The 24,670-nt window shown below is 39.6% G+C and carries 23 protein-coding genes, 1 tRNA gene and 1 pseudogene; 14 read left to right on the top strand and 11 right to left on the bottom strand.

What is annotated here, in order from left to right; all coding sequences use genetic code 11:
* Positions 1 to 5 precede the first annotated feature (5 nt).
* The 5 genes from QAP06_RS04855 to QAP06_RS04875 all read left to right on the top strand — a co-directional run bounded on the left by QAP06_RS04855 (position 6) and on the right by QAP06_RS04875 (position 3,953).
* On the top strand, positions 6 to 1,271 hold the full coding sequence (locus QAP06_RS04855) for a homoserine dehydrogenase (protein ID WP_286465102.1): 1,266 nt from the start codon (positions 6 to 8) through the stop codon (positions 1,269 to 1,271).
* On the top strand, positions 1,272 to 1,616 hold the full coding sequence (locus QAP06_RS04860; protein ID WP_033587184.1) for a YraN family protein: 345 nt from the start codon (positions 1,272 to 1,274) through the stop codon (positions 1,614 to 1,616). It abuts the gene before it with no gap.
* A gap of 92 nt (positions 1,617 to 1,708) precedes the next feature.
* A complete protein-coding gene (gene trxA, locus QAP06_RS04865; protein WP_000020199.1) occupies positions 1,709 to 2,029 on the top strand; it encodes a thioredoxin in 321 nt (106 codons plus the stop codon).
* A gap of 5 nt (positions 2,030 to 2,034) precedes the next feature.
* Positions 2,035 to 2,970, top strand: coding sequence for a thioredoxin-disulfide reductase (gene trxB, locus QAP06_RS04870; protein ID WP_286465107.1), 936 nt, complete (start codon positions 2,035 to 2,037; stop codon positions 2,968 to 2,970).
* A 161-nt stretch (positions 2,971 to 3,131) separates the two neighbouring features.
* On the top strand, positions 3,132 to 3,953 hold the full coding sequence (locus tag QAP06_RS04875; RefSeq protein ID WP_286465108.1) for a glycosyltransferase family 25 protein: 822 nt from the start codon (positions 3,132 to 3,134) through the stop codon (positions 3,951 to 3,953).
* A 214-nt stretch (positions 3,954 to 4,167) separates the two neighbouring features.
* Here QAP06_RS04875 and QAP06_RS04880 read toward each other — a convergent pair whose 3' ends face one another.
* The 7 genes from QAP06_RS04880 to QAP06_RS04910 form a co-directional block, all read right to left on the bottom strand.
* Positions 4,168 to 4,416: an RNA-binding protein gene (locus QAP06_RS04880; RefSeq protein ID WP_000790555.1), complete on the bottom strand. Its 249-nt coding sequence runs from the start codon at positions 4,414 to 4,416 to the stop codon at positions 4,168 to 4,170.
* 323 nt (positions 4,417 to 4,739) lie between these two features.
* Positions 4,740 to 5,420 (bottom strand): F0F1 ATP synthase subunit A, encoded by a 681-nt coding sequence (locus tag QAP06_RS04885; protein WP_245053331.1) that lies wholly within the window; start codon positions 5,418 to 5,420, stop codon positions 4,740 to 4,742.
* 121 nt (positions 5,421 to 5,541) lie between these two features.
* Entirely contained in the window at positions 5,542 to 6,987 is a 1,446-nt protein-coding gene (gene guaB, locus QAP06_RS04890) for an IMP dehydrogenase (protein WP_286465109.1), read from the bottom strand.
* A 9-nt stretch (positions 6,988 to 6,996) separates the two neighbouring features.
* Positions 6,997 to 8,358: an Asp-tRNA(Asn)/Glu-tRNA(Gln) amidotransferase subunit GatA gene (gatA, locus tag QAP06_RS04895; RefSeq protein ID WP_286465110.1), complete on the bottom strand. Its 1,362-nt coding sequence runs from the start codon at positions 8,356 to 8,358 to the stop codon at positions 6,997 to 6,999.
* Between the two features lie 58 nt (positions 8,359 to 8,416).
* Positions 8,417 to 9,007: a dephospho-CoA kinase gene (gene coaE, locus QAP06_RS04900; RefSeq protein ID WP_286465111.1), complete on the bottom strand. Its 591-nt coding sequence runs from the start codon at positions 9,005 to 9,007 to the stop codon at positions 8,417 to 8,419.
* A gap of 1 nt (position 9,008) precedes the next feature.
* Positions 9,009 to 9,797, bottom strand: coding sequence for a spermidine synthase (locus QAP06_RS04905; RefSeq protein ID WP_286465112.1), 789 nt, complete (start codon positions 9,795 to 9,797; stop codon positions 9,009 to 9,011).
* 89 nt (positions 9,798 to 9,886) lie between these two features.
* Entirely contained in the window at positions 9,887 to 10,768 is an 882-nt protein-coding gene (locus QAP06_RS04910) for a hypothetical protein (RefSeq protein ID WP_286465114.1), read from the bottom strand.
* A gap of 76 nt (positions 10,769 to 10,844) precedes the next feature.
* Here QAP06_RS04910 and der point away from each other — a divergent pair, with 76 nt between their 5' ends.
* From der to QAP06_RS04955, 9 genes are all read left to right on the top strand, one after another.
* Positions 10,845 to 12,233, top strand: a complete 1,389-nt coding sequence (der, locus tag QAP06_RS04915; protein WP_286465115.1) for a ribosome biogenesis GTPase Der — start codon at positions 10,845 to 10,847, stop codon at positions 12,231 to 12,233.
* A 140-nt stretch (positions 12,234 to 12,373) separates the two neighbouring features.
* Positions 12,374 to 12,658, top strand: a complete 285-nt coding sequence (locus tag QAP06_RS04920) for an HU family DNA-binding protein (RefSeq protein ID WP_001029095.1) — start codon at positions 12,374 to 12,376, stop codon at positions 12,656 to 12,658.
* Positions 12,659 to 12,715: 57 nt separating this feature from the next.
* Positions 12,716 to 12,792 (top strand) — tRNA-Arg (locus tag QAP06_RS04925).
* Positions 12,793 to 13,273: 481 nt separating this feature from the next.
* Positions 13,274 to 13,879 (top strand): LPP20 family lipoprotein, encoded by a 606-nt coding sequence (locus QAP06_RS04930; protein ID WP_286465116.1) that lies wholly within the window; start codon positions 13,274 to 13,276, stop codon positions 13,877 to 13,879.
* Positions 13,880 to 13,897: 18 nt separating this feature from the next.
* Positions 13,898 to 14,515 (top strand): HP0838 family lipoprotein, encoded by a 618-nt coding sequence (locus QAP06_RS04935; RefSeq protein ID WP_001268698.1) that lies wholly within the window; start codon positions 13,898 to 13,900, stop codon positions 14,513 to 14,515.
* Positions 14,512 to 16,275, top strand: a complete 1,764-nt coding sequence (locus tag QAP06_RS04940; protein ID WP_286465118.1) for an OmpP1/FadL family transporter — start codon at positions 14,512 to 14,514, stop codon at positions 16,273 to 16,275. Before QAP06_RS04935 ends, QAP06_RS04940 begins: the two co-directional genes overlap by 4 nt.
* A 21-nt stretch (positions 16,276 to 16,296) precedes the next feature.
* Entirely contained in the window at positions 16,297 to 17,280 is a 984-nt protein-coding gene (pseB, locus tag QAP06_RS04945; RefSeq protein WP_286467563.1) for a UDP-N-acetylglucosamine 4,6-dehydratase (inverting), read from the top strand.
* Entirely contained in the window at positions 17,277 to 18,554 is a 1,278-nt protein-coding gene (coaBC, locus tag QAP06_RS04950; RefSeq protein WP_286465121.1) for a bifunctional phosphopantothenoylcysteine decarboxylase/phosphopantothenate--cysteine ligase CoaBC, read from the top strand. Before pseB ends, coaBC begins: the two co-directional genes overlap by 4 nt.
* Entirely contained in the window at positions 18,554 to 19,291 is a 738-nt protein-coding gene (locus QAP06_RS04955) for a hypothetical protein (RefSeq protein WP_286465123.1), read from the top strand. The genes coaBC and QAP06_RS04955 overlap by 1 nt, the downstream gene beginning before the upstream one ends.
* 31 nt (positions 19,292 to 19,322) lie before the next feature.
* Here QAP06_RS04955 and thiE read toward each other — a convergent pair whose 3' ends face one another.
* The 4 genes and pseudogenes from thiE to QAP06_RS04975 form a co-directional block, all read right to left on the bottom strand.
* Complete coding sequence (thiE, locus tag QAP06_RS04960) at positions 19,323 to 19,985, bottom strand: thiamine phosphate synthase (protein ID WP_286465124.1); 663 nt, start codon at positions 19,983 to 19,985, stop codon at positions 19,323 to 19,325.
* A complete protein-coding gene (gene thiD / locus QAP06_RS04965; protein ID WP_286465126.1) occupies positions 19,978 to 20,787 on the bottom strand; it encodes a bifunctional hydroxymethylpyrimidine kinase/phosphomethylpyrimidine kinase in 810 nt (269 codons plus the stop codon). The genes thiE and thiD overlap by 8 nt, the downstream gene beginning before the upstream one ends.
* Positions 20,784 to 21,566, bottom strand: coding sequence for a hydroxyethylthiazole kinase (thiM, locus tag QAP06_RS04970; protein ID WP_286465128.1), 783 nt, complete (start codon positions 21,564 to 21,566; stop codon positions 20,784 to 20,786). Before thiM ends, thiD begins: the two co-directional genes overlap by 4 nt.
* A 66-nt stretch (positions 21,567 to 21,632) precedes the next feature.
* Positions 21,633 to 24,631: pseudogene (locus tag QAP06_RS04975) on the bottom strand (HsdR family type I site-specific deoxyribonuclease).
* Positions 24,632 to 24,670 lie beyond the last annotated feature (39 nt).

Raw genomic sequence — 24,670 nt, forward strand, 5'->3', positions numbered from 1 at the left:
AAAACATGAAAAAAAGATTGAATATAGGGCTTGTGGGTTTAGGGTGTGTGGGGAGCGCGGTCGCTAAAATCTTACAAGAAAATCAAGAAATCATTAAAGACAGAGCCGGCGTGGAAATTGTGATTAAAAAAGCGGTGGTGCGAGATGTGAAAAAACACAAAGGCTATCCTTTTGAAATCAGTAATGATTTAGAAAGCCTGATAGAAGATGAAGAGATTGATATTATCGTGGAGCTTATGGGTGGGGTGGAAGCGCCTTATCTTTTAGCTAAAAAAACTTTAGCCAAACAAAAAGCCTTCGTTACAGCCAATAAAGCCATGTTAGCGTATCACCGCTATGAATTAGAACAAATCGCTAAAAACACCCCCATAGGCTTTGAAGCGAGCGTGTGTGGGGGTATCCCTATTATCAAGGCTTTAAAAGACGGCTTGAGCGCTAATCACATCCTTTCTTTTAAAGGGATTTTAAACGGCACCAGCAATTACATTTTAAGCCAGATGTTTAAAAATCAAGCGAGCTTTAAGGACGCTTTGAAAGACGCCCAACATTTAGGCTATGCGGAATTGAACCCTGAATTTGACATTAAGGGCATTGATGCGGCGCACAAATTATTGATTTTAGCGTCTTTAGCCTATGGCATTGATGCGAAATTAGAAGAAATTTTAATTGAAGGCATTGAAAAAATAGAGCCAGACGACATGGAGTTTGCTAAAGAATTTGGTTATAGCATCAAACTTTTAGGCATCGCTAAAAAACACCCAGATTGCATTGAATTAAGGGTGCATCCAAGCATGATTAAAAAGGAATGCATGCTCTCTAAAGTAGATGGGGTGATGAACGCTATAAGCGTTATAGGGGATAAGGTGGGCGAGACTTTGTATTATGGGGCTGGGGCTGGGGGAGAGCCTACCGCAAGCGCGGTCATTAGCGATATTATAGAAATCGCAAGGAAAAAAAGCTCTTTAATGCTAGGCTTTGAAACCCCTCAAAAACTCCCCCTAAAACCCAAAGAAGAAATCCAATGCGCTTATTATGTGCGTTTGTTAGTGAGCGATGAAAAAGGGGTTTTTTCTCAAATTAGCGCGATTTTAGCCCAAAACGATATTTCGCTCAACAATGTCTTACAAAAAGAAATCCCACATTCCAACAAGGCTAAAATCTTGTTTTCCACGCACACCACCAACGAAAATTCTATGCTGAACGCCCTTAAAGAGCTTGAAAATCTAAAAAGCGTGTTGGATACCCCCAAAATGATCCGTTTGGAACATTGAATGCGCTTTTTGAACAACAAACATAAGGAAAAAGGCTTAAAGGCTGAAGAAGAGGCCTGCGAGTTTTTAAAAACGCTGGGTTTTGAAATGGTGGAAAGGAACTTTTTTTCAAAATTTGGTGAAATTGATATTATCGCTTTGAAAAAAGGGGTTTTGCATTTCATTGAAGTCAAAAGTGGGGAAAATTTTGATCCCATTTATGCGATCACGCCGAGCAAATTAAAAAAGATGATTAAAACGATCCGCTGTTATTTGTCTCAAAAAGATCCCAATAGCGATTTTTGCATTGACGCTCTTATTGTGAAAAATGGTAAATTTGAGCTTTTAGAAAATATCACTTTTTAGATTTTTATCAAAAATCAATGCGATTTCATTAACATTCTTAAGATAATATAGTTCTCGTTAATCAAAATCAATAGAATATTTAGGAGTAACCAATGAGTCACTATATTGAATTAACTGAAGAAAATTTTGAAAGCACCATTAAAAAAGGGGTTGCGTTAGTGGATTTTTGGGCGCCATGGTGTGGTCCTTGTAAAATGCTATCCCCTGTGATTGATGAATTAGCTAGCGAATATGAAGGTAAGGCTAAGATTTGTAAAGTCAATACCGATGAGCAAGAAGAATTGAGCGCGAAATTTGGGATTAGAAGCATTCCTACGCTTTTATTCACAAAAGATGGCGAAGTGGTCCATCAGTTGGTAGGAGTGCAAACTAAAGTTGCTTTAAAAGAGCAATTGAACAAACTTTTAGGCTAATAGCCATGATAGATTGCGCAATTATTGGAGGTGGTCCTGCAGGTTTGAGTGCGGGGCTTTACGCCACTAGAGGCGGTGTTAAAAACGCCGTTTTATTTGAGAAAGGAATGCCTGGGGGGCAAATCACTGGCAGTAGTGAGATTGAAAACTATCCGGGCGTTAAGGAAGTGGTGAGCGGGTTGGATTTCATGCAACCATGGCAGGAGCAATGCTTTCGCTTTGGCTTAAAGCATGAAATGACCGCTATTCAAAGGGTTTTTAAAAAAGACTCTCATTTTGTTATTTTGGCAGAAGACGGCAAGACTTTTGAAGCTAAAAGCGTGATTATCGCTACCGGTGGTAGCCCTAAACGCACAGGCATCAAGGGCGAGTCAGAGTATTGGGGTAAAGGCGTTAGCACTTGTGCGACATGCGATGGCTTCTTTTACAAAAATAAGGAAGTAGCGGTGCTTGGTGGAGGCGATACCGCCGTAGAAGAGGCGATTTATCTAGCCAATATCTGCAAAAAAGTCTATCTCATCCACAGAAGAGATGGTTTTAGGTGCACGCCTATCACTTTAGAGCATGCTAAGAACAATGATAAGATTGAGTTTTTAACCCCTTATGTGGTAGAAGAAATCAAGGGCGATGCTTCTGGCGTGTCTTCTTTAAGCATTAAAAACACAGCCACTAACGAAAAAAGAGAGCTAGTCGTGCCGGGGTTTTTTGTTTTTGTGGGTTATGATGTGAATAACGCCGTGTTGAAACAAGAAGATGGCTCTATGCTATGCAAATGCGATGAATACGGCTCTATTGTCGTGGATTTTTCCATGAAAACGAACATTCAAGGCTTGTTTGCAGCAGGAGATATTCGCATTTTTGCCCCTAAGCAAGTGGTTTGTGCTGCAAGCGATGGCGCTACGGCAGCCTTAAGCGTGATTTCTTACTTAGAACACCATTAAGCTTATAACCCTAGATTTTAGGGTTATGAGTTCTCGCTTCAATATTCATTGGATCTTTTAAAACTTTTTTGTAGCCGTGATGCGATTTTATTCGCAAAGTTTTATTGTAAAACAGAGCCTAAAAATGATATACTCTATTAAAAATTATGGGAGTCTAAGCTTTGCGTGTTTTTATCATTTCTTTAAATCAAAAAGTGTGCGATAAATTTGGTTTGGTTTTTAGAGACACCACGACTTTACTCAATAGCATCAATGCCACCCACCACCAAGCGCAAATTTTTGATGCGATTTATTCTAAAACTTTTGAAGGCGGGTTGCACCCCTTAGTGAAAAAGCATTTACACCCTTATTTCATCGTACAAAACATCAAAGACATGGGAATTACAACCAACCTAATCAGTAGGGTTTCTAAGTTTTATTACGCTTTAAAATATTATGCGAAGTTTATGAGCTTGGGGGAGCTTGGGTGCTATGCGAGCCATTATTCTTTGTGGGAAAAATGCATAGAGCTAAATGAGCCCATTTGTATTTTAGAAGACGATATAACCTTGAAAGAGAATTTTAAAGAGGGCTTGGATTTTTTAGAAAAACACATCCAAGAACTAGGCTATGCGCGTTTGATGCATTTGTTGTATGATGCCAGTGTAAAAAGTGAGCCATTGAGCCACAAAAACCACGAAATACAAGAGCGTGTAGGAATTATTAAAGCTTATAGTCATGGGGTGGGGACGCAAGGCTATGTGATCACGCCAAAGATTGCCAAAGTTTTTAAAAAATGCAGCCGAAAGTGGGTTGTTCCTGTGGATACGATAATGGACGCTACTTTTATCCATGGCGTGAAAAATCTGGTGTTACAACCTTTTGTGATCGCTGATGATGAGCAAATCTCTACAATAGCGCGAAAAGAAGAACCCTATAGCCCTAAAATCGCCTTAATGAGAGAACTCCATTTTAAATATTTGAAATATTGGCAGTTTGTATAGCCAATAATCAAAATACTAAAGAGCGTTTTTAAAGCGTTAGTTGCCCCTATTTGATTAGAATAATTTAATTAAAATAAGACTGATTTTTAACCGCTTTTAAAAATGGATCACAATTTTTAAATGGATTTTAAAAGGGTTTTTAACCCCTTTTAGCTTCTATAAGCAACCTAAATAAAACGAAGAGAATAAAACGCATTAGAAAATGATTTTCTTACTAAGACTTTTTAGGATTGGCTTCGGTTACCCTAATCGTTCTGCCCATAAAATCCGTATTATCCAATTTAGCAATCGCTTCCCTAACGCCCTCTTCTTGCATTTCCACAAAGCCAAAACCTTTAGGTTTCTTCGTTTCTCTGTCATAAATCAGTTTGACATTAAAAACTTTGCCAAATTGACTGAAAAGCTCCTTGACTTGCTCACTAGTAGCGCTATAAACCAAATTCCCTACATAAATGTTTTTCAAGATAAAATTCTCCGGTAAAAAAATGACAACATACCCATAAGAATATGAAAAAGTTATAAAAAAGTAACACTTCTAAAACCCAAACACATCCAAAACAGAAGTATGGTGGATTTTATCTAATGATTGCTTAAAAAATTATAAAAGCTATTAAAATTGGGTATTGATAATAAAATAGAACTTACACAAGCAAGCGGTAATTTTAAAAAGCGTTATCAAAGGATAAGGGGAATATGGTTTCAAAATCACCCCCCTATCCTTTTAAGCTTTACCATAAAACAAAGTTTTAAAAAACCATATTAAAGCCAAAAACAAGAATGTTTTGCTTAATGCCCTTCATCGGTTAAAACAGCCCCTGCCAAATACACATAAGTAAGGATCATAAAAACAAAAGCTTGTAAAATCCCCATAAAAAACAAAACCATAAAAGGCGCTACAGGAACCGCCCAAGGCACTAATAAAAGCATGATGAGCAAGAACATGTCATCGCCCTTGATATTCCCAAACAAACGGAACGATAAAGACACGATCCTAGAAAAATGCGAGATGATCTCAATAGGGAACATGAAGGGGGCGAGCCATTTCACAGGGCCTGCAAAATGAGCGAAATACTTAAAAAATCCCTGTGCTCTAATGCCTTCAAAATGGTAATAAAAAAACACAATCAGCGCTAAAACCAGCGTAAAGCTCCAGCTAGCCGTAGGGGATTCAAAGCCAGGAATGATGCCTATCATGTTAGAAAAAAAGACATACAAAGCGATCGTGCCTGCTAGTGGGAAGTATTTGCGGGCTAATTCTTCGCCTATAATATCCTTAGCCACGCTCAAAATTGCGCTAATAATACTCTCATACACATTCTGCAAACCCATAGGCACCATCTGTATTTTGCGCGACGCACCAAGCGAGATTAAAAACATCAAAACCGCTGTCAAAACAACGAAAAAACCGGTGATAAAATCATGATTGGAGCTAAAAAAATTAGCAATAGTAAATACTCTGTGTTCCATAAAAAAGTTTCTCTAAGCCTTATTGAAAATTTCCTTAATTGTAGCAATTAAGTTTTAAAAACTCATTAAACCAAGCTTTTTAACGAGTTTTTTAACGATTTGTCTTGTTTTCTTTTACAATTCACCCATAATAATTAGGGGCTTCTTTAGTAATATCCACGCCATGCACATGGCTTTCTTTTAACCCCGCACTAGTGATTTCTACAAATTCAGCGTTTTGATACAATTCCAAAATGTTTTTCGCTCCCTGATACCCCATAGAAGAGCGCACGCCCCCTACTAATTGGAAAATCATATCCGAAACCTTACCACGATAAGGCACACGCCCCTCAATGCCTTCTGGAACTAATTTTTCACTCGCTACGCCCTCTTGAAAATACCTGTCAGAGCTCCCTTTAGTCATAGCCCCAATGCTACCCATGCCCCTATAGCTTTTATATTGCCTCCCTTGATAGATCATAAAATCCCCTGGAGATTCTTCCGTGCCAGCGAGTAAAGAGCCTATCATCACGCTTGATGCCCCCAAAGCCAAAGCCTTAGCCACATCGCCTGAATAGCGGATCCCTCCATCTGCAATCACAGGAATATCAAATTTAGACGCTACTTCTACGCAATTATCAATCGCGCTCACTTGGGGCATTCCCACTCCAGCCACAATCCTAGTGGTGCAAATGCTTCCTGGCCCAATACCCACTTTAACAGCGTCCGCTCCCGCGCTAATCAAATCGCTTGTGGCCTCTTTAGTTACCACATTCCCCACAATCACATCCACCACCAAGCTTTTTTTAATCTCTTCTAAAGTGTGTAAAATGTTCGCCGAATGCCCATGCGCGCTGTCTAACACCAACGCATCCACCCCCGCTTTAACTAACATTTCAGCCCTATCTAGTTGCCCCACTCCAATAGCCGCCCCCACTCTCAACCTCCCAAAATCATCTTTATTGGCCTCAGGGTATTCAATGCGTTTTTGAATATCCTTAATCGTGATCAAGCCTTTTAAAACATTATCTTTATCCACAATGGGCAATTTTTCAATCTTATGCTTGTGCATCAAATCCCTAGCCTCTTCCAAACTGATACCCACATGAGCGGTAACTAAAGGCATTTTAGTCATCACATCGCCCACTTTTTTACTCAAATCCGTTTCAAAGCGCACATCTCTGTTAGTTAAAATCCCGATCAACAACCCCTTATCATCTACCACAGGCACGCCTGAAATCTTGTAATTATCCGTTATGACTTTAGCGTCCGCTAGCGTCCTGTGCGCATGGATAAAAATAGGATCATTAATCACCCCGCTCTCACTTTTTTTAACCTTAGTGATTTCTTTGACTTGCGTTTCAATATCCATGTTTTTATGCACGATGCCAATACCCCCAAGGCGCGCCATAGCGATAGCGGTTTTATGCTCTGTAACCGTATCCATAGCCGCGCTAATAAAGGGGATATTCAAACCAATGTTTTTGGTTAGGCGGGATTTTAAGCTCACATCTTTAGGTAAAACGCTGGATTTTCTAGGCACCATCAACACGTCTTCAAAAGTCAAAGCCCTTTGTAAAATTCTCATTTCCTGTCCTTAATCTAATTTTAAATCTAATTCTTGCTCTAAAGCGTAAGAAACATCTAAAAGGCTTTGCTCATCAAAAGCCTTAGCAATGAATTGCATCCCTATGGGCAAGCCTAAAGGATCTTTAGCGACCGGTAAAGAAAGGGCCGGCAAACCGCTCAAATTCGCCCCAATCGTGTAAATATCGCTCAAATACATTTCTAAAGGGCTTGCATGGTAATTGAATAGGTGGGCACTCGTGGGAGCTACAGGGGTGAAAATCAAATCCACTTCTTCAAAAATCTTGTTGTATTGCTCTTTAATCATCAAACGCATTTGCTGGGCTTTCAAATAATAAGCGTCATAATACCCGCTGCTTAAGACAAAATTCCCTAACATGATGCGCCGTTTCACCTCATCGCCAAAACCTTCACTGCGGCTTTTGAGATACAATTCTTTCAAATCTTTAATATTTTGAGCTCTCCTCCCATAACGCACCCCATCGAATCTGGCCAGATTCGAACTCGCTTCAGCCATGCTGATAATATAATAGATAGAGATTTGATAATGCGAATCCAGCATCTTTTTTTCCACAATCTCATGCCCCATTCCTTTCAAGGCTTTAAGGGTGTTTTCATAAGCGAGTTGCACTTCATTGCTCGCGTCTTTAATGTGATCCCTTAAGATAGCGATTTTAAAGCGTTTATCTCTGTTAAGGTTTTTAAAGGTTTGCGTGGGTTTGAGATTAGCGCTCGTGGAGTCCTTGCTATCATACCCACTAATTGCGTCAAATAAAATAGAAGCATCCTCTACATTTTGCGTGATAGACCCGATTTGATCAAAACTAGAGCAATACGCGATCAAACCATAACGGCTCACTCTCCCATAAGTGGGCTTTAACCCCACGCACCCGCAATAACTAGCCGGCTGCCTGATAGACCCGCCCGTATCGCTCCCTAAAGCCGCCACCGCTAAGCCACCCGCCACGGCTGCCGCGCTTCCTCCGCTACTCCCTCCAGGCACTCTGTTTTTATCTCGTGGGTTTTTAGTGATCCCATAGCAACTAGACTCTGTGGTGCTTCCCATCGCAAACTCGTCCATGTTAGAAAGCCCAAACCCTGCCATGCTGTTTTGGTGCAAGTTTTCAATCACGCTCGCATGATAAGGAGCTATATAGCCTTCTAAAATCTTACTGGAGCAAGTGATTTCCCACCCCTTCACGCTGATATTGTCTTTTATAAGGATTGGCACACCCTTAGCGCTAGCACCATTAAGGCTAGGGGCTTTAATATAAGCGTTCAAATCTGAAGCTCTAACCTTAGCGTCAATTTCGTTTTTAAGGGTTTCTAATTCATCTTGGGATAAAGAAAGGGCTTGTTTTAAAGTGATCATGTTTTTAGCCTTACAAAAAATTTAATGGTAGTTTAACATGCTTAGAGATAAAACGAGCTTATAAGAGCGTTTTTAAAAAGCGTTCAACCTGCTTATTTAAATCTTTCAAACTGGAGCTGTTGTCTATAATGTAATCGCTCATGAGGCGTTTTTGCTCTATATCCATTTGACAAGCTAAGCGCTGCAAAATTTCAGTTTCTTTGAGTTTGTCTCGCTCTAAAAGGCGCTCAATTTGTAAGGCCTTAGGCACATAGATTAAAACCACCATACCCACAGGATAGCATTTTTTACCCCCCACTTCAAAAAACAAAGGGATATCTAAAAAATACGCTTGATGATTCTTTTCCAATTCATAGGCTTTTTGAAGCATGCATTCACGGATTAAGGGGTGTAAAAAACCCTCTAGCCATTTTAACTCATTAGCGTTTTGAAACACGATCGCGCCAAGTTTTTTACGATTCAAAATATCTTTTGCTAAAATCTCTGATCCAAAATGTTGGGCGATTTTAAACCGATGCTCTTGCAATAATTGGTGGGCGATCTTATCCGCATCTAAAATTGGATAACCTTGCGATTCTAATATTTTAATGGTGGTGCTTTTACCGGTGCCTATCCCCCCTGTCAGAGCGATAGCGTTTTTTAAAACCATTTTAAGATTTGATATTGTCTTTAAAGACTTCTTGTAAATTTTTAGGCAAAGCGAATGCGGCCCTATGAATGTCTTCGTTATAGTATCTCACGCTTTTTAGCACTTCTATTTTGGGTGCTATTAAATCTTTTAAGGGGTGGGTTTTAAAAGAAGCGTAAATATAACCCTTATTGCTCAAAATCCTTAAAGGCGCTACAAAAGGCATGGCAACAGAAAAAAACCCGCCCATGTTTTTTAGGGCGTTTTGCATGCTCACATGCTCTAATAACGGGTGTTTGGCTACCGAAATAAACACCCCATCTTCTTTAAGCATTCTTTTTAAACCATCCATTTTATGAATATCTGGCTCTTGCAAGCAAAGAATCAAATCGTATTTTTTAATGTCTAAATCTAAGAGTTGTTTAGCGTGCGTGAAATTCTTGTTGTTTTTCACTTCATGGAAATGGGGGAAAAAACTAATGAAGCTGTCTAAAATCTTTTCGTCCGCTTGCACAAAATCTATATGCGTGTCGTATTGAAAAAGCTGGTGGGCCAATTCCAAATCAAACCCATCCACAATCAAAACTTCTTTAAGCTCTTTCTTGGTGCAACCCCCTATATGAGCGAGCAACTCGCTTTCAATGTGCAAAAAATTCTTGAACAGCAATTGGCAATTCAGCATCGCAATTTCACCAAAATCCTTAGATTTAAAAATCTCTAAGATATTATGTTCGCTTCTGACATCTAATAATTTCGCTTCTATGGTGTATTCTTTACGCAAATACGGCGTGATTTCTTGGGTGATCCACATAAACGCTCCTTAGCTTACTTTTTAACAATATCCATGCCTTTGAAACGCTAACATGCTAGCTAAAAAATTTAAATTATTGTAACAAAAGCCTAGCTTTGGCATTCTAAAAAAAGTTCTATATCGCTCTTAAAGCGTTCTTTTTTAAAATCCAAATCAATACTGATGGCTTTATGCTGGCTGTCTAATTTATCGGTTGAATGCTTTTTTAACACCATTTGACACTTTGAAATCTCAATGGCGTCTAAAGCCTTATCCCCTATCATCGTATAAAGATCATCGCTCTTTTTTTCTAACAAAAAGGATTCATAAAAAGGCCTTAAACTCAAATCGCTGTTATTGGTGGTATAAACATACGAAGAAATTTTGCCCTTAAATTGCGCGATTTGCGTTTTAGTGTCATTAAAAGTGAAAGTTTGGATCTGGCGATCTTTATCGTTTTGATCTTTTAAAAAACGCTTCAAGGCTTTGGATTTGATTTCTATCAACCATTGATCCCCTTCTTTACTCATGATAATATCCCCATCCTTTAGGGGGTAGAAATTTTGTTGGGAATATTCAATGAGTTTTGGATTTTTTGTTTTTCTTTTCGGTTTGTAAAGGAACGGGTTTTTTGCATCGTTATTGGCAGTGTTGTTATGAGACTCATTTTGGTATAAGGGCGGATTTTTTGTATCGTTATCGCTTGGCTCATTCAATAAAACCACAGAAGTTTCAGGGTTAAAAGAATTATCTTCATCTTTAGTCAGTTGGGCGAAAGAATCTTTTTCCTCTATAGGCTGATACACCATGTTTTTTAAAAAAATCGTTTCGCTAAAGACTTCATAATCCGAATCCACATAGCTAGGGCGTTTAGAGCCGTCATTTTCTTGCTCTTGGGCTTTTTTTTGCAATTGGATAAACCTCTCTTGCGAGCAAGCTAAAAAGCATATTAAAATCATTATTACCACGCCTATTTTTTTGACTAAAAACAATACTAGACCCTTATTTAAGCTTTAAATAACTATAATATTGTAATCTAATTTTGATTAAATTGAAGCGATAAAAAAGATGAATACAAGCCCTAAAACTTTAAAAACCATTGCGATTTTAGGCCAGCCTAATGTGGGGAAAAGCTCACTATTTAACCGCCTGGCTAGAGAAAGGATCGCTATCACTTCAGATTTTGCAGGCACTACACGAGACATTAACAAACGAAAAATCGCACTAAATGGCCATGAAGTGGAATTGTTAGATACAGGGGGCATGGCTAAAGACGCTCTTTTGTCTAAAGAAATTAAAGCCCTTAATTTAAAAGCCGCTCAAATGAGCGATTTGATTTTATATGTTGTGGATGGCAAGTCTATCCCTAGCGATGAAGACATCAAGCTTTTTAGAGAGGTTTTTAAAACCAACCCTAACTGCTTTTTAGTGATCAATAAGATTGATAACGACAAAGAAAAAGAGCGAGCTTATGCGTTTTCTTCTTTTGGCATGCCAAAGAGTTTTAATATCTCCGTTTCGCACAATAGGGGCATTAGTGCATTAATTGATGCAATATTGAACGCGCTGAATTTAAACCAAATCATAGAGCAAGATCTGGATGCGGATATTTTAGAAAGCCTAGAAACTCCTAATAACGCTTTAGAAGAAAATAAAGAAGAAGAAATCATTCAAGTAGGCATCATTGGGAGGGTGAATGTGGGCAAAAGCTCGCTTTTAAACGCGCTCACGAAAAAAGAAAGGAGTCTTGTCTCTAGCGTGGCTGGCACGACTATTGACCCCATAGATGAAACCATTCTCATAGGCGATCAAAAAATCTGCTTTGTGGATACCGCTGGCATCAGGCATAGGGGTAAAATCTTAGGCATTGAAAAATACGCCCTAGAACGCACGCAAAAAGCCTTAGAAAAATCCCACATCGCGCTTTTAGTTTTAGATGTGAGCGCTCCTTTTGTGGAATTGGACGAAAAGATCGGCTCCTTAGCGGATAAACACTCTTTAGGCATCATTCTTATTTTAAACAAATGGGACATCCGCTACGCCCCTTATGAAGAGATCATGGCAACCTTAAAAAGGAAATTCCGTTTTTTAGAATACGCCCCCGTGATCACAACCAGCTGCTTAAAAGCGCGTCATATTGATGAAATCAAGCATAAAATCATAGAAGTCTATGAGTGTTTTTCTAAACGCATTCCCACGAGCTTGCTCAATAGCGTGATTTTTCAAGCCACCCAAAAACACCCCTTGCCAAGCGATGGAGGGAAATTAGTGAAAGTGTATTACGCCACGCAATTTGCCACTAAACCCCCTCAAATCTCTCTTATCATGAATCGCCCTAAAGCCTTGCATTTCAGCTACAAACGCTATTTGATCAACACCTTAAGGAAAGAATTTAATTTTTTAGGCACGCCTTTAATCCTTAACGCTAAAGATAAAAAAAGTGCCCAACAAAATTAAATTTTTTATGCATTAAACCCCCTTGAAAAAGCCTTTTTGCTTGATTTATCTTTAGGATTTGATTATAATTACCGCTCAATCAGTCAAGCTAAGCGAACAATCGCTTGGTTTTGGCATCTATTAGGAAAGGGGTTATCCACATGAACAAAGCGGAATTTATTGATTTGGTTAAAGAAGCGGGTAAATACAACAGCAAAAGAGAAGCCGAAGAGGCGATCACAGCCTTTACTCTAGCGGTACAAACAGCTTTGAGCAAGGGTGAAAGCGTGGAATTGGTTGGTTTTGGCAAATTTGAGACCGCAGAGCAAAAAGGCAAAGAAGGTAAAGTGCCAGGAAGCGATAAAACTTATAAAACTGAAGACAAACGAGTGCCTAAATTCAAACCCGGCAAAATCCTTAAACAAAAAGTTGAAGAAGGCAAGTAAATCTGATCCACTCAGCAAGAGGCTTATCAGTAGAAGTTTCTTGCTTTCTTATAAAATGTCCTTGTAGCTCAGCTGGATAGAGCGTATGATTCCTAATCGTAAGGTCGTGGGTTCGAATCCCGCCAAGGACACCACTCGCACTATTTTTACTATCAAACATTTAACCTTATCCTTAAAAAAGCGTTCAAAAAATTTTATTCCTCATCTTAATTTAAAAAATATTCAAAGCATTTTTTACAATTAAAAAGATCTTAAAAAAAAGCAAGCCATAACCTCTTAAAAAAACGCTCTTTAGGGGGTTTTTAGTTTAGGGTTGTAGGGAGTAATTTTTCAAAATACCCCCCTACCCCCTTAAAGAAATGAGTTTAAAAATCAAACTTCAAAAAATGAGTTTTATCATCAAATAAAATCTTAAAACGATAAGCCATTGAAATCCCCTTTTTTAAAAATTGAGTTATCCTTATTAAAAATTTAGGAAAGCCAAAAATAAATCATAATCCCCTAGACTTTAATTAAAACCCACTAGCCTTATAAGCTTAATAAGAATATCCGCATGACAAATCCATTCAAAAATGATATAATAGACTTGATAAACTCATTTTAAGGAAAATGCCCATGCGTTTGCACACTGCCTTTTTTGGTATCAATTCATTGCTTGTTGTCGCTCTTTTGATAAGTGGTTGCAGTCTCTTTAAAAAGCGTAACACTAACGCTCAGCTAATCCCCCCTTCGGCTAATGGCTTGCAAGCCCCCATTTATCCTCCAACCAATTTCACCCCAAGAAAGAGCATTCAGCCTCTCCCAAGCCCTCGCCTTGAGAATAACGATCAGCCCATCATTAGCTCTAATCCCACTAACGCTATCCCTAACACCCCCATTCTCACGCCTAATAATGTCATTGAATTGAACGCGGTGGGCATGGGTGTGGCTCCAGAATCCACCATTTCGCCTTCTCAAGCCTTGGCTTTGGCCAAGCGGGCCGCTATTGTGGATGGCTACCGCCAGTTAGGTGAAAAAATGTATGGTATTAGAGTGAACGCTCAAGACACCGTCAAAGACATGGTTTTACAAAATTCCGTGATTAAAACCAGAGTGAATGCTCTCATTCGTAACGCTGAAATCACTGAAACCATCTATAAAGACGGCTTGTGTCAAGTGAGCATGGAGCTTAAATTAGACGGCAGGATTTGGTATCGTATTTTGAGCGGATCGAGAGGATAAACCCTCTTACTCTCAATCATGCGGTATTTTAGAAGTGCTTTTTTATTATTTTTCATGACGCTTTTTTTTGCCTCTTGCTCCAAGCACCCTTTTTCTAAGCAAACCCCCAAAACTAGGGAGCAGATCAAACAAGAAGAAGCTCGTAAAAAAAGAGAAGAGACTTTGAATGCCTTGCGCCAATTTAGGCTCATTTATATTAACACGCCGGTTTTTCGCTTTTATGATTACGGCACGATTAAAACCGATAAAGACCATAATATTGAAGTAACCCTTTATAAGCTCAGCCAAAGGGTGGGCGATATTTATATGACTAAACGAAACATTTGTTTTAGCCAAAAATGTTCGGCTAAATGGATTGCTGCAAGGGATTTGTTTGGTAAGGTGAGCTATGGGGATTTGTTTGATGACATCGTTTTAGGGAGGGATATTTTTAAAGGTTTAGGAAAACGCCACTTAACCCCTGAATATGTGATCCAAAGGTTTCAAAAAAGCGGGGAAATTATCCTTTATGAAAGAAAAAATGGTCTGATTTCTTTCCAGAATTTGACGCAAAAAATTGCTATTAGGATTGAACCCTATGAGCCTTCTTTGCAAGATTTAGAAGATAATGAAAACGCTGACAGCGAGCTCCAATGAAAAACTTTTCCCCACTCTATTGTTTTAAAAAGCTCAAAAAACGCCATTTAATCGCCTTGAGCCTGCCCTTGCTTTCTTATGCGAATGGCTTTAAAATCCAAGAGCAAAGTTTGAACGGCACGGCTTTAGGCTCGGCGTATGTCGCTGGGGCTAGGGGCGCTGACGCTTCCTTTTATAACCCAGCGAATATGGGCTTTACTAACGATTGGGGTGAAAACAGAAGCGAATTTGAAATGACCACCACCGTGATTAATATTCCGGCCTTTAGCTTTAAAGTCCCTACGACTAATCAAGGCTTGTATTCGGTTACGAGCTTAGAAATTAATAAAAGCCAACAAAATATTTTAGGCATCATCAACACTATAGGGCTTGGCAATATCCTTAAAGCGCTTGGCAATACGGCCGCTACCAATGGCTTGCAACAAGCTTTCAATCGGGTTCAAGGGCTTATGAATCTAACCAATCAAAAAGTCGTAACCCTCGCTTCATCGCCTGACACTCAAATCGTGAATGGCTGGACGGGAACGACTAATTTTGTTTTACCCAAATTCTTTTATAAAACGCGCACGCATAACGGCTTCACTTTTGGGGGGAGTTTTACCGCTCCTAGCGGGTTGGGCATGAAATGGAATGGTAAAGGGGGGGAATTTTTGCATGATGTGTTTATCATGATGGTAGAGCTTGCCCCTAGCATGAGCTATACTGTTAATAAGCGCTTTTCTGTGGGCGTGGGCTTAAGGGGGCTTTATGCGACCGGGAGCTTTAATAACACCGTTTATGTGCCTTTAGAGGGCGCTTCGGTTTTGAGCGCGGAGCAAATTTTAAATTTACCCAACAATGTTTTTGCCGATCAAGTGCCAAGCAACATGATGACTTTATTAGGCAATATTGGCTACCAGCCAGCGCTTAATTGCCAAAAAGCCGGTGGGGATATGAGCGATCAGAGCTGTCAAGAGTTTTATAACGGCTTGAAAAAAATCATGGGCTATAGCGGTTTGGTGAAAGCGAGCGCGAATCTTTATGGCACGACTCAAGTCGTGCAAAAATCTAACGGGCAAGGCGTATCAGGGGGCTATAGAGTGGGTTCGAGTTTGCGTGTGTTTGATCATGGCATGTTTTCTGTAGTGTATAATTCTTCAGTTACATTCAACATGAAAGGCGGTTTAGTGGCTATCACAGAGCTTGGCCCTTCTTTAGGGAGCGTTTTGACTAAAGGCAGCTTGAATATCAATGTTTCACTCCCCCAAACCCTAAGCTTAGCCTACGCCCACCAATTTTTTAAAGACCATTTAAGAATAGAGGGGGTGTTTGAGCGCACCTTTTGGAGTCAAGGGAATAAATTTTTAGTAACCCCTGATTTTGCGAACGCCACTTACAAGGGCTTAAGTGGAACAGTGGCTTCACTAGACTCTGAAACGCTTAAAAAAATGGTAGGCTTAGCGAATTTTAAAAGCGTGATGAACATGGGGGCTGGCTGGAGAGACACCAACACCTTTAGATTAGGGGTAACTTACATGGGCAAAAGCTTGCGTCTAATGGGCGCTATTGATTATGATCAAGCTCCAAGCCCCCAAGATGCGATAGGTATCCCAGATTCTAATGGCTATACCGTGGCTTTTGGGACTAAATACAATTTTAGGGGCTTTGATTTGGGCGTAGCGGGGAGTTTCACTTTTAAAAGCAACCGCTCCAGTTTGTATCAATCCCCAAATATTGGGCAATTGAGAATCTTTAGCGCTTCCTTAGGCTATCGCTGGTAAAACATGCCAAATCATCAAAACATGCTAGATAACCAAACGATTTTAATCACCGGTGGCACTGGGAGTTTTGGCAAATGCTTTGTTCGTAAGGTTTTAGACACCACCAACGCTAAAAAAATCATCGTTTATAGCCGAGACGAATTAAAACAAAGCGAAATGGCCATGGAATTTAACGATCCTAGGATGCGTTTTTTTATCGGCGATGTGAGGGATTTAGAACGCTTGAATTACGCTTTAGAGGGCGTGGATATTTGTATCCATGCAGCCGCGCTCAAGCATGTGCCCATCGCTGAATACAACCCCCTAGAATGCATTAAAACCAATATCATGGGAGCGAGCAATGTGATTAACGCATGCTTGAAAAACGCCATAAGCCAAGTCATCGCCCTAAGCACCGATAAAGCCGCTAACCCTATTAATCTCTACGGCGCGACGAAATTGTGCAGCGACAAGCTCTTTGTGAGCGCGAATAACTTCAAAGGCTCTTCTCAAACGCAATTTAGCGTGGTGCGTTATGGTAATGTGGTGGGGAGTCGCGGGAGCGTGGTGCCGTTTTTTAAAAAATTAGTCCAAAACCAAGCGAGTGAAATCCCCATTACAGATATTCGCATGACACGATTTTGGATCACTTTAGATGAGGGGGTTTCTTTTGTGCTTAAAAGCTTGAAAAGAATGCATGGGGGTGAAATTTTTGTGCCTAAAATCCCTAGCATGAAAATGACTGATCTCGCTAAAGCCCTAGCCCCCAATACCCCTACTAAAATCATCGGCATTCGCCCGGGCGAAAAACTCCATGAAGTGATGATCCCTAAAGATGAAAGCCATTTAGCCCTAGAATTTGAAGACTTTTTCATCATTCAGCCCACTATAAGCTTCCAAACGCCTAAAGATTACACGCTCACCAGACTCCACGAAAAAGGCCAAAAAGTCGCCCCCGATTTTGAATACAGCAGCCACAATAACAACCAATGGCTAGAGCCTGATGATTTATTGAAATTATTATGAATTTTTTAGAAGATTTGTTTTACCCCTTAAGGTTATTGGAAAACAAGCGCGTTTTATTGCTCGTGAGCGGCTCTATTGCGGCGTATAAATCCCTAGAATTAGTGCGTTTGTTGTTTAAAAGCGGGGCCAGTATCCAAGTGGTGATGAGTGAGAGTGCGAAAAAATTTGTTACGCCCTTAAGTTTTGAAGCTTTGAGCCACCATAAAGTCTTGCATGATCGTAATGAAAAATGGTATTACAACCACCAAAACGCCTTGCACCATAACCACATCGCATGCGCTTCTAATGCTGATTTACTCATCTTTGCCCCTTTAAGCGCTAACAGCCTGTCTAAAATCGCTCACGCTTTAGCGGATAATATCGTAAGCGCGACTTTTTTAGCTTGCGCTTCCCCTAAAATCCTAGCCCCTAGCATGAACACCAACATGCTCAATTCCCCTATCATTCAAAGCCATTTAAAACGCTTGAAAGATTTCAATCATATTATTTTAGACACGCAAAACGGCCTTTTAGCATGCGATACTAGAGGTAATGGGGCGATGGCTGAGCCTTTAGAAATCCTTTTTAAAGCCGCTCAAACGCTCCTAAAAGACGCTTATTTTGAAAACAGAGAAGTCATAGTCATGGGCGGCGCAAGTATAGAAAAGATTGACAGCGTTAGAGTTATTAGCAATCTTTCTAGCGGGATTCAAGCGAGTGCGTTGGCTCTAGCGTTATATTTTAAGGGAGCGAAAGTTACTTTGATTGCATCAAGCTTCCCCACCCCTTTGCCTAAAGAAATCACAAGCGTTCCCGTTAGCGACACCGCTTCTTATGAAAGCGCCTTAAATAACGCCGCTAAAAACCTACAAAAGCATGCCTTAAAACCCCTGCTCTTCAATTTAGCCGCCATTAGCGATTATGTGCCTAAAACTTCTTTTAACCATAAGCTTAAAAAAAGCGAAATCGGCGAAACCCTAAACATTGAATGCGTTCAAAATAAGGATTTACTGGCTTCTGTCAATCCTAACCAATTCGTTAAAATCGGCTTTAAAGCTGAAGACGATCAACAAAACGCCATCAAAAACGCTCAAAATCTTTTAAAACCTTTTCAAGATAACGGCAAGGATTGCTCCATGGCCGCTTTGAATCTCATTAAAGATTCACGCCCTTTTGGATCATTAGAGAATGAATTGTGGCTCTTTAGCCATAAAAAAACCCAAAAAATCCCTTCTATGAATAAATTAGAAGCGAGTTTTAAAATCCTTGATTTTATCAAAGACAACGCCCTTTAATGCTAGAAGCCCTAAACGCCCTAAACCAGCTTAATGCTATTCATTCCAAAAACGCCGCGCACCATTTTAACGCTGCCTTACCCATTCTTTTAAAGGTTTTAGAAAAACAAGATAAAGATCTTTTTCTTTTGCAAGTGGGTAATAAAATTATCCCCACCAGAAGCGAACAGGAATTAAAAATCAATCAGCCTTATTTTGCGACTATGCAAAGAAATCAGTTGGGCGATATTGTGCTTAAAAATTTAGTGCCTGCCCCAAAAATTTTAGACGGATTGGACGATTTGCCCACCCTTGAAATGAATAAAATCAAAGAAATATTGAGCGCCAAAGACAATACCCCTTTAAAAGAATACAAAGAGTTTTTGAGCGAAAAATTAGTCCATGCTAAAAGCTCTCAAGAGTTTTTGAATACGGCCAACATGCTTTTAAGCTTGCAATCGCAGGTTTTAAGCTTCGTGATTGAAAACGAACGCAAAAAAGCTTTTTTGCAAGTGAAAGCTAAAAAACAAAGCGTTGATTTTTACGCTCTGTATCCTAACTTGGGCGAAATTGGCGGCGTTATTTACTTGAAAGAAAAAGAAAAACAGCTTTTTTTAAAAACCACCCTCCAAAGGACTAAAGAGGTTTTAAAAGAGGCTCAAAACACCCTTTTGGGCTTCTCTTGCGTGGAAATTGCGTGCGAAAAAACCCCCATGCTTTTTGCTTTTGAAGAGCGCTTATTAGACACACTAGGGTAGAAAAATTTTCATTGCAAAATTTTAAAATCCCTCACGCATTTTTTAAAAGTTTTCCAACCGCTAAGGCTTTATCTTTGGCTTGCGTGATCGCGCTAATGACTGCGATACCCCCATATTCGCACAATTTTGAAGCGTTATGCATCGTGATGCCCCCAATCGCTATAAGGGGTTTTTTTACCCCGCTATCGTGTATTTTTTTTAAAAGCTCTACGCCTACAACTTCTTTAGCGTCTTTTTTAGATGGTGTGGGAAAAATAGGGCCTACCCCTAAATAGGCTACGGCGTCTAAATGGTGCGCTTTTAGGGCTTGCTCTAAAGTATTGACGCTCAAACCGATAAAAAGGTGCTTTTGGCATAAAGTTACTACCTCTTCTATAGCCATGTCTTCTTGTCCCACATGCACGCCATCAGCCTTTAATTCTAGCGCGAGTTGCACCTCATCATTGACAATAAAAGGCGTGCCGTATTTTTGGCATAATTTTTGACACTCTAGGGCTAATTGTTTGATTTGAGTAGGATCTTGTAGGGCTGAATCGCCTTTTTGGCGGAATTGAAACGCTGTGATTTTAGATTGTAAAGCTAATTCTAAAGCGTCTAAAAGCGCGTTTATCCTATCGTTTTTGCCGCCCTTTATGTGGTAGAAGTCTTGCGATCCAGCCACAAACATGAGTTTCAAACAATTTGCATCAAACAAGCTTTTTAATACTCCATAAATTCAAAGGCCCATGCCCATGCCCAATGTTTAAAGGGTTTTGAATGATGATAGTTAAAAGCTCTTTAGCCTTTGAAATAGCGTTTTTTAAATCCAACCCTTGAGCGAGTAAGCCCACTATCAAGCTAGATAGAGTGCAACCTGTGCCATGCGTGTTTTTCGTATTGAACCGCTTGGCGTTTAGGATAAATTCAGCGTCTTCTAAAAACACCCAATCGTTGCTAAATTCCCCTTGAAAATGCTCTGTATGCCCCCCTTTAATCACAGCGCTTTTAACGCCTAAATCCCTTAAAATACCCATCGCTTTTGAAGCGCTTTTATTATCTCGCACTTGAACGCCTGTGAGCGCATAAACTTCAGGGAGGTTAGGGGTTAGTAAATGGGTTGTAGGTAAAAGGCGTTTTTTTAAGCTTAAAATCGCCTCTTCTTCTAAAAGCAAAGCCCCATTCTTTGCCACCATCACCGGATCTAAAACGCACAACCCAAAATCACAAGTTTCTAAAGTGTCCGCCACGCATTCAATGATTTGAGCGTTGCATAACGCTCCCATTTTGAACGCTTTGATAGAAAAATCATCTCTAATGGCTAAGATTTGCGCTTCCACGCTCTCAACGCTCAATGGATAAACCCCATGCACGCCCTGTGTGTTTTGCGCGGTGATGCAAGTGATCACGCTTGTCCCAAACACGCCCAAAGTTTGGAACGCTTTCAAATCGGCCTGTATCCCAGCACCCCCACCGCTATCGCTACCAGCAATGCTTAAAACTTGCGGATAAACTTTCACCACTCTTCCTTAATAAGGCTATTTTCTAACTTTATGGGCAAGCTTAGAGCGTCTAAAAAATAAAACAAGAACGAACCATTAGAGCCGTTATTTTCCAACACTTTTTTTTGCGCATTAAAAGCGGCTTGTTTATAGAGTGCGCAAAGTTGCGCCATAGAATCTAAGGGGTCTTTTTTCAAACTTAAAAAGCTCGCGCACGCTGCGGCGTGCAAACACCCAGCCCCAGTAATGAGCGCTAAATACTCGCTCCCTCCAGTAATACTCAAAACTTTTTTCCCATCGCTCATGTAATCTGTTTTACCCGTCATTACCGCTATCACAGAATACTTTTGAGCCACTCGTTTGATTATTTCTATAGGCGTGGCGGCATCATGAGAGTCTAGCCCCTTACTTTCGCAAGAAATACCCACTAAAGAGCCTAATTCTGCAGCATTACCCCTAAGCGCGCTAATCCCACCACTTTTTAAAAGCTCTAAGCTTGTGTCATGACGCAAAGCGCTTGCTGAACACCCCACAGGATCCAACACGATGGGTTTATTCAAAGCCTTGTAATGTTTGATCGCCTCTTTAGCGCATAAAATGGTGCGTTCATTGAGGGTGCCAATATTAATAGCGAGCGCGTCAGAAATTTTCGCTAAATCTGGCATCTCATCAATCGCATCGCTCATTAAAGGCGATGCCCCTAAAGCTAATAAACCATTAGCCACAAATTGCGCCACCACATAATTGGTGATATTATGCACTAAAGGGCGTTTTTGGCGTAATTCTTTTAACACCACAAGCCTCCTTAAATTTTCTTTTATTTTACAAAAAAATCTTTGAGTTTTAATACAAAAGCGTTCGAACTATTTTTCATTAATCTCATCTTTTTTAACCTCATTTTTCTTAAATACAGAACTAGTGAGATCACAAAAGCGGTGGAAAAAACGAGAAAGGCTTGCAGCGATTTTTTCTTTCACCTCTTGATAGCGCGAATTTTTGCCAAACATGGAGGGTTTTTCTTTAATGATTTTAGGGAATTCTGTCCCGCCAAAGCTAATTTCGCCCCCCCTAAAGGCATGCTGCATGAACGAATAGGCTTTTTCTTCATTCAAGCGGTTTTCTTCTATGATATTTTGGAATTCCTCTTCTCTTTTTTGGTGGATATAATCTTGAAAATACGCATGCACTTCTTCATCTTTGTTGTATTTGTCAATGAAATCCATGATCAAATCTTTTTTATTCCTTAACTCTATGCTGGAGTTGATGATCGGCTCTATTTTGGTTTTAACGCCTTGAATTTCCACCCCATGCTCTTTAGCAAACTTTTCAATCAAATTCAAAATATAGTCAATATTGACTTCCACTTGCTTAATGAGTTCAATTTCAAAAATCAAATCATCATTAATCTCTTCTTTATCCCTCCCTTTTTCTGGCCTCATTTCATCGTAAAAATCAAGGTATTTGCTTTGATAGTCTTGAAAATCCCTGGGGTTGATGTAATCGTCTTTGTTAAAATTTTCAAAGCTGTTTAAAATATTTTCCAATTTCAAAATCTTGCCAAAAAGCTTAATGAAATCCTTTTTCTGGCTTTCTGAAACGATCGGCTCTTTTAAAGGGAATTCAGCTAAAAGCCTTCCAATCAAACCCTCATAGCCCTCGTATTCTTTATTATTATCGGTATAGCCTTTCAAATAATCTTCATATTTCCTTAACAGCGCAATAGATTTAGCGTCCTTGTCGCCAAAAAGCATGAGAGCGTCATTTAAATCCTGCTCTAAATCCCTAAAACACACGATATTCCCATGCGTTTTCACGCTATCTAAAATGCGGTTTGCGCGTGAAAAAGCCTGAATTAGCCCATGGTATTTCAAATTTTTATCCACCCAAAGGGTGTTGAGCCTTGTAGCGTCAAACCCGGTCAAAAACATGTTCACCACCATTAAAAGATCGATTTCACGATTTTTCATTTTTTGAGAAAGATCCTTATAATAGCTTTGGAATTTTTGATCCGAAGTGTCAAAAGAAGTTCCAAACATTTCATTATAATCCATAATCGCGCCCTCTAAAAAATCCCTTGAGCTTTTGTCTAGCCGGCAAGCGCTTTCATTGTTTTCATCTTCTAGCGCGTCAAGTTCTTCATTAGCGCTATAGCTGAAAATGGTAGCGATTTTAAGGTCGTGTTTTTCTTCTTTAAAGGCTTGGTAATACTTTTTCAGCGCTTCTATACTAGAACATGCCAGAATGGAATTGAATTTTTTATTTTTAGTGGCTTGATTGAAACGCTCTAAGATGCATTTAGCGATTTCTTTGATCCTTCTAGTATCTAAAAGGGCGTTTTTTTCATCAACCGCTCTAACCTTATTGTCTTTAATATCCTCTTTAGCTTTAATGGTGTTGTGGTATTCCACCCTAAAGGGCAAAACATTTTTATCCCTGATCGCATCAATAATGGTGTATTGGTGGAGGCATGTCCCGAATTTCTGCTCTGTCGTGCCTAACGGGTTATTTTTATCGCAATTCTCTACAAAAATGGGCGTGCCGGTAAACCCAAAAAGGTGGTATTTTTTAAACGCTTTAGTGATGGCTTGGTGCATGGAGCCTAACTGACTCCTGTGGCATTCATCAAAAATCATCACAACCTCTTCATTAAAAATCGCATGCCCTTTAGAGTGTGATTTAACGAATTTGTCTAATTTTTGGATCGTGGTGATAATGATTTTAGCGCTAGAATCTTCAAGCTGCTCTTTTAAAATCTTGGCGCTTGTGTTGGAATTAGCGCAATCTTTTTGGAATTTATCGTATTCTTTCATGGTTTGATAGTCCAAATCCTTTCTATCCACCACAAACAAGACTTTTGAAATACCTTCTAATTCTTTAGCCAAAATTGCGCTTTTAAAGCTCGTTAAGGTTTTACCGCTCCCTGTCGTGTGCCAGATATAGCCTCCGCTCTGGCTTTTCCCATAAATTTTACTATTTTGCGCGGCTTTGATTTTTTCTAAAATCCTTTCTGCCGCCACGATTTGATAAGGCCGCATCACCAATAAAACCTCATCGCTTGTGAAAACGCAATAGTGCGTTAAAACGTTCAAAAGGCTGCGTTTTGCAAAAAACGACTTAGCAAAATCCATTAAATCCTCAATATTATGATTCTTGCTGTCCGCCCAATAATTCGTGAATTCAAAAGTATCGGCTTTATGGTTTTTTTCAATTTGGGCTATTCTGGTGGTGTTTGAATAGTATTTAGAACTCGTGCCGTTACTGATGACAAAAATCTGCACGAACTCAAAAAGCCCGTCTTCAGCGCTAAAACTATCCCTTTGATAGCGCTTGATTTGATTGAACGCCTCTCTGATCGCTACGCCTCTTTTTTTCAATTCCACATGCACTAAAGGCAAGCCATTCACAAGGATACTCACATCATAGCGGTTTTCATACTTCCCTTTAACGCTGTATTGGTGGATCACTTGCAAGGCGTTTTTATGGATATTTTTCTTGTCAATGATCTTAATGTTTTTGGTTTTTCCACTCTCTAGGGTTAGGTTAAAAATCGGATCTTCTTGGATTTTTCTCGTTTTAGCCTTATAGTCCTCGTTTTTATTAGCGATGAATTGAGAATAAAGAGCGTCCCATTCCTTAGGCGTGAAACAATGATCATTAAGCTTTTCTAACTGCTCTTTTAAATTGTCTTTTAATTCTTCTTCTTTATGGATTTTTTTGAATTCATAGCCTTGTTTTTCTAAAAGCGCGATAAACGCCCTTTCTAGCTCTGCTTCGCTCTCATAAGCGCTTTTTTTTCATTATCGCTATGAAATTGCGCTACTACCGTGCTTTCATTGCTTTCTGCGATAGTCTCGTAATTCATGTTATTCCTTTTAAAAAATATTTCAAATTCTTTTTACGC

The sequence above is a fragment of the Helicobacter pylori genome (genome assembly GCF_030323545.1).
GTDB classification, from domain to species: domain Bacteria; phylum Campylobacterota; class Campylobacteria; order Campylobacterales; family Helicobacteraceae; genus Helicobacter; species Helicobacter pylori_CO.

Coding starts and splice junctions, on each gene's coding strand:
- QAP06_RS04855 (WP_286465102.1), top strand. CDS start 6: ATGAAAAAAAGATTGAATATAGGGCTTGTGGGTTTAGGGTGTGTGGGG.
- QAP06_RS04860 (WP_033587184.1), top strand. CDS start 1,272: ATGCGCTTTTTGAACAACAAACATAAGGAAAAAGGCTTAAAGGCTGAA.
- trxA (WP_000020199.1), top strand. CDS start 1,709: ATGAGTCACTATATTGAATTAACTGAAGAAAATTTTGAAAGCACCATT.
- trxB (WP_286465107.1), top strand. CDS start 2,035: ATGATAGATTGCGCAATTATTGGAGGTGGTCCTGCAGGTTTGAGTGCG.
- QAP06_RS04885 (WP_245053331.1), bottom strand. CDS start 5,420: ATGGAACACAGAGTATTTACTATTGCTAATTTTTTTAGCTCCAATCAT.
- guaB (WP_286465109.1), bottom strand. CDS start 6,987: ATGAGAATTTTACAAAGGGCTTTGACTTTTGAAGACGTGTTGATGGTG.
- gatA (WP_286465110.1), bottom strand. CDS start 8,358: ATGATCACTTTAAAACAAGCCCTTTCTTTATCCCAAGATGAATTAGAA.
- coaE (WP_286465111.1), bottom strand. CDS start 9,007: ATGGTTTTAAAAAACGCTATCGCTCTGACAGGGGGGATAGGCACCGGT.
- QAP06_RS04905 (WP_286465112.1), bottom strand. CDS start 9,797: ATGTGGATCACCCAAGAAATCACGCCGTATTTGCGTAAAGAATACACC.
- der (WP_286465115.1), top strand. CDS start 10,845: ATGAATACAAGCCCTAAAACTTTAAAAACCATTGCGATTTTAGGCCAG.
- QAP06_RS04920 (WP_001029095.1), top strand. CDS start 12,374: ATGAACAAAGCGGAATTTATTGATTTGGTTAAAGAAGCGGGTAAATAC.
- QAP06_RS04930 (WP_286465116.1), top strand. CDS start 13,274: ATGCGTTTGCACACTGCCTTTTTTGGTATCAATTCATTGCTTGTTGTC.
- QAP06_RS04935 (WP_001268698.1), top strand. CDS start 13,898: ATGCGGTATTTTAGAAGTGCTTTTTTATTATTTTTCATGACGCTTTTT.
- QAP06_RS04940 (WP_286465118.1), top strand. CDS start 14,512: ATGAAAAACTTTTCCCCACTCTATTGTTTTAAAAAGCTCAAAAAACGC.
- pseB (WP_286467563.1), top strand. CDS start 16,297: ATGCTAGATAACCAAACGATTTTAATCACCGGTGGCACTGGGAGTTTT.
- coaBC (WP_286465121.1), top strand. CDS start 17,277: ATGAATTTTTTAGAAGATTTGTTTTACCCCTTAAGGTTATTGGAAAAC.
- QAP06_RS04955 (WP_286465123.1), top strand. CDS start 18,554: ATGCTAGAAGCCCTAAACGCCCTAAACCAGCTTAATGCTATTCATTCC.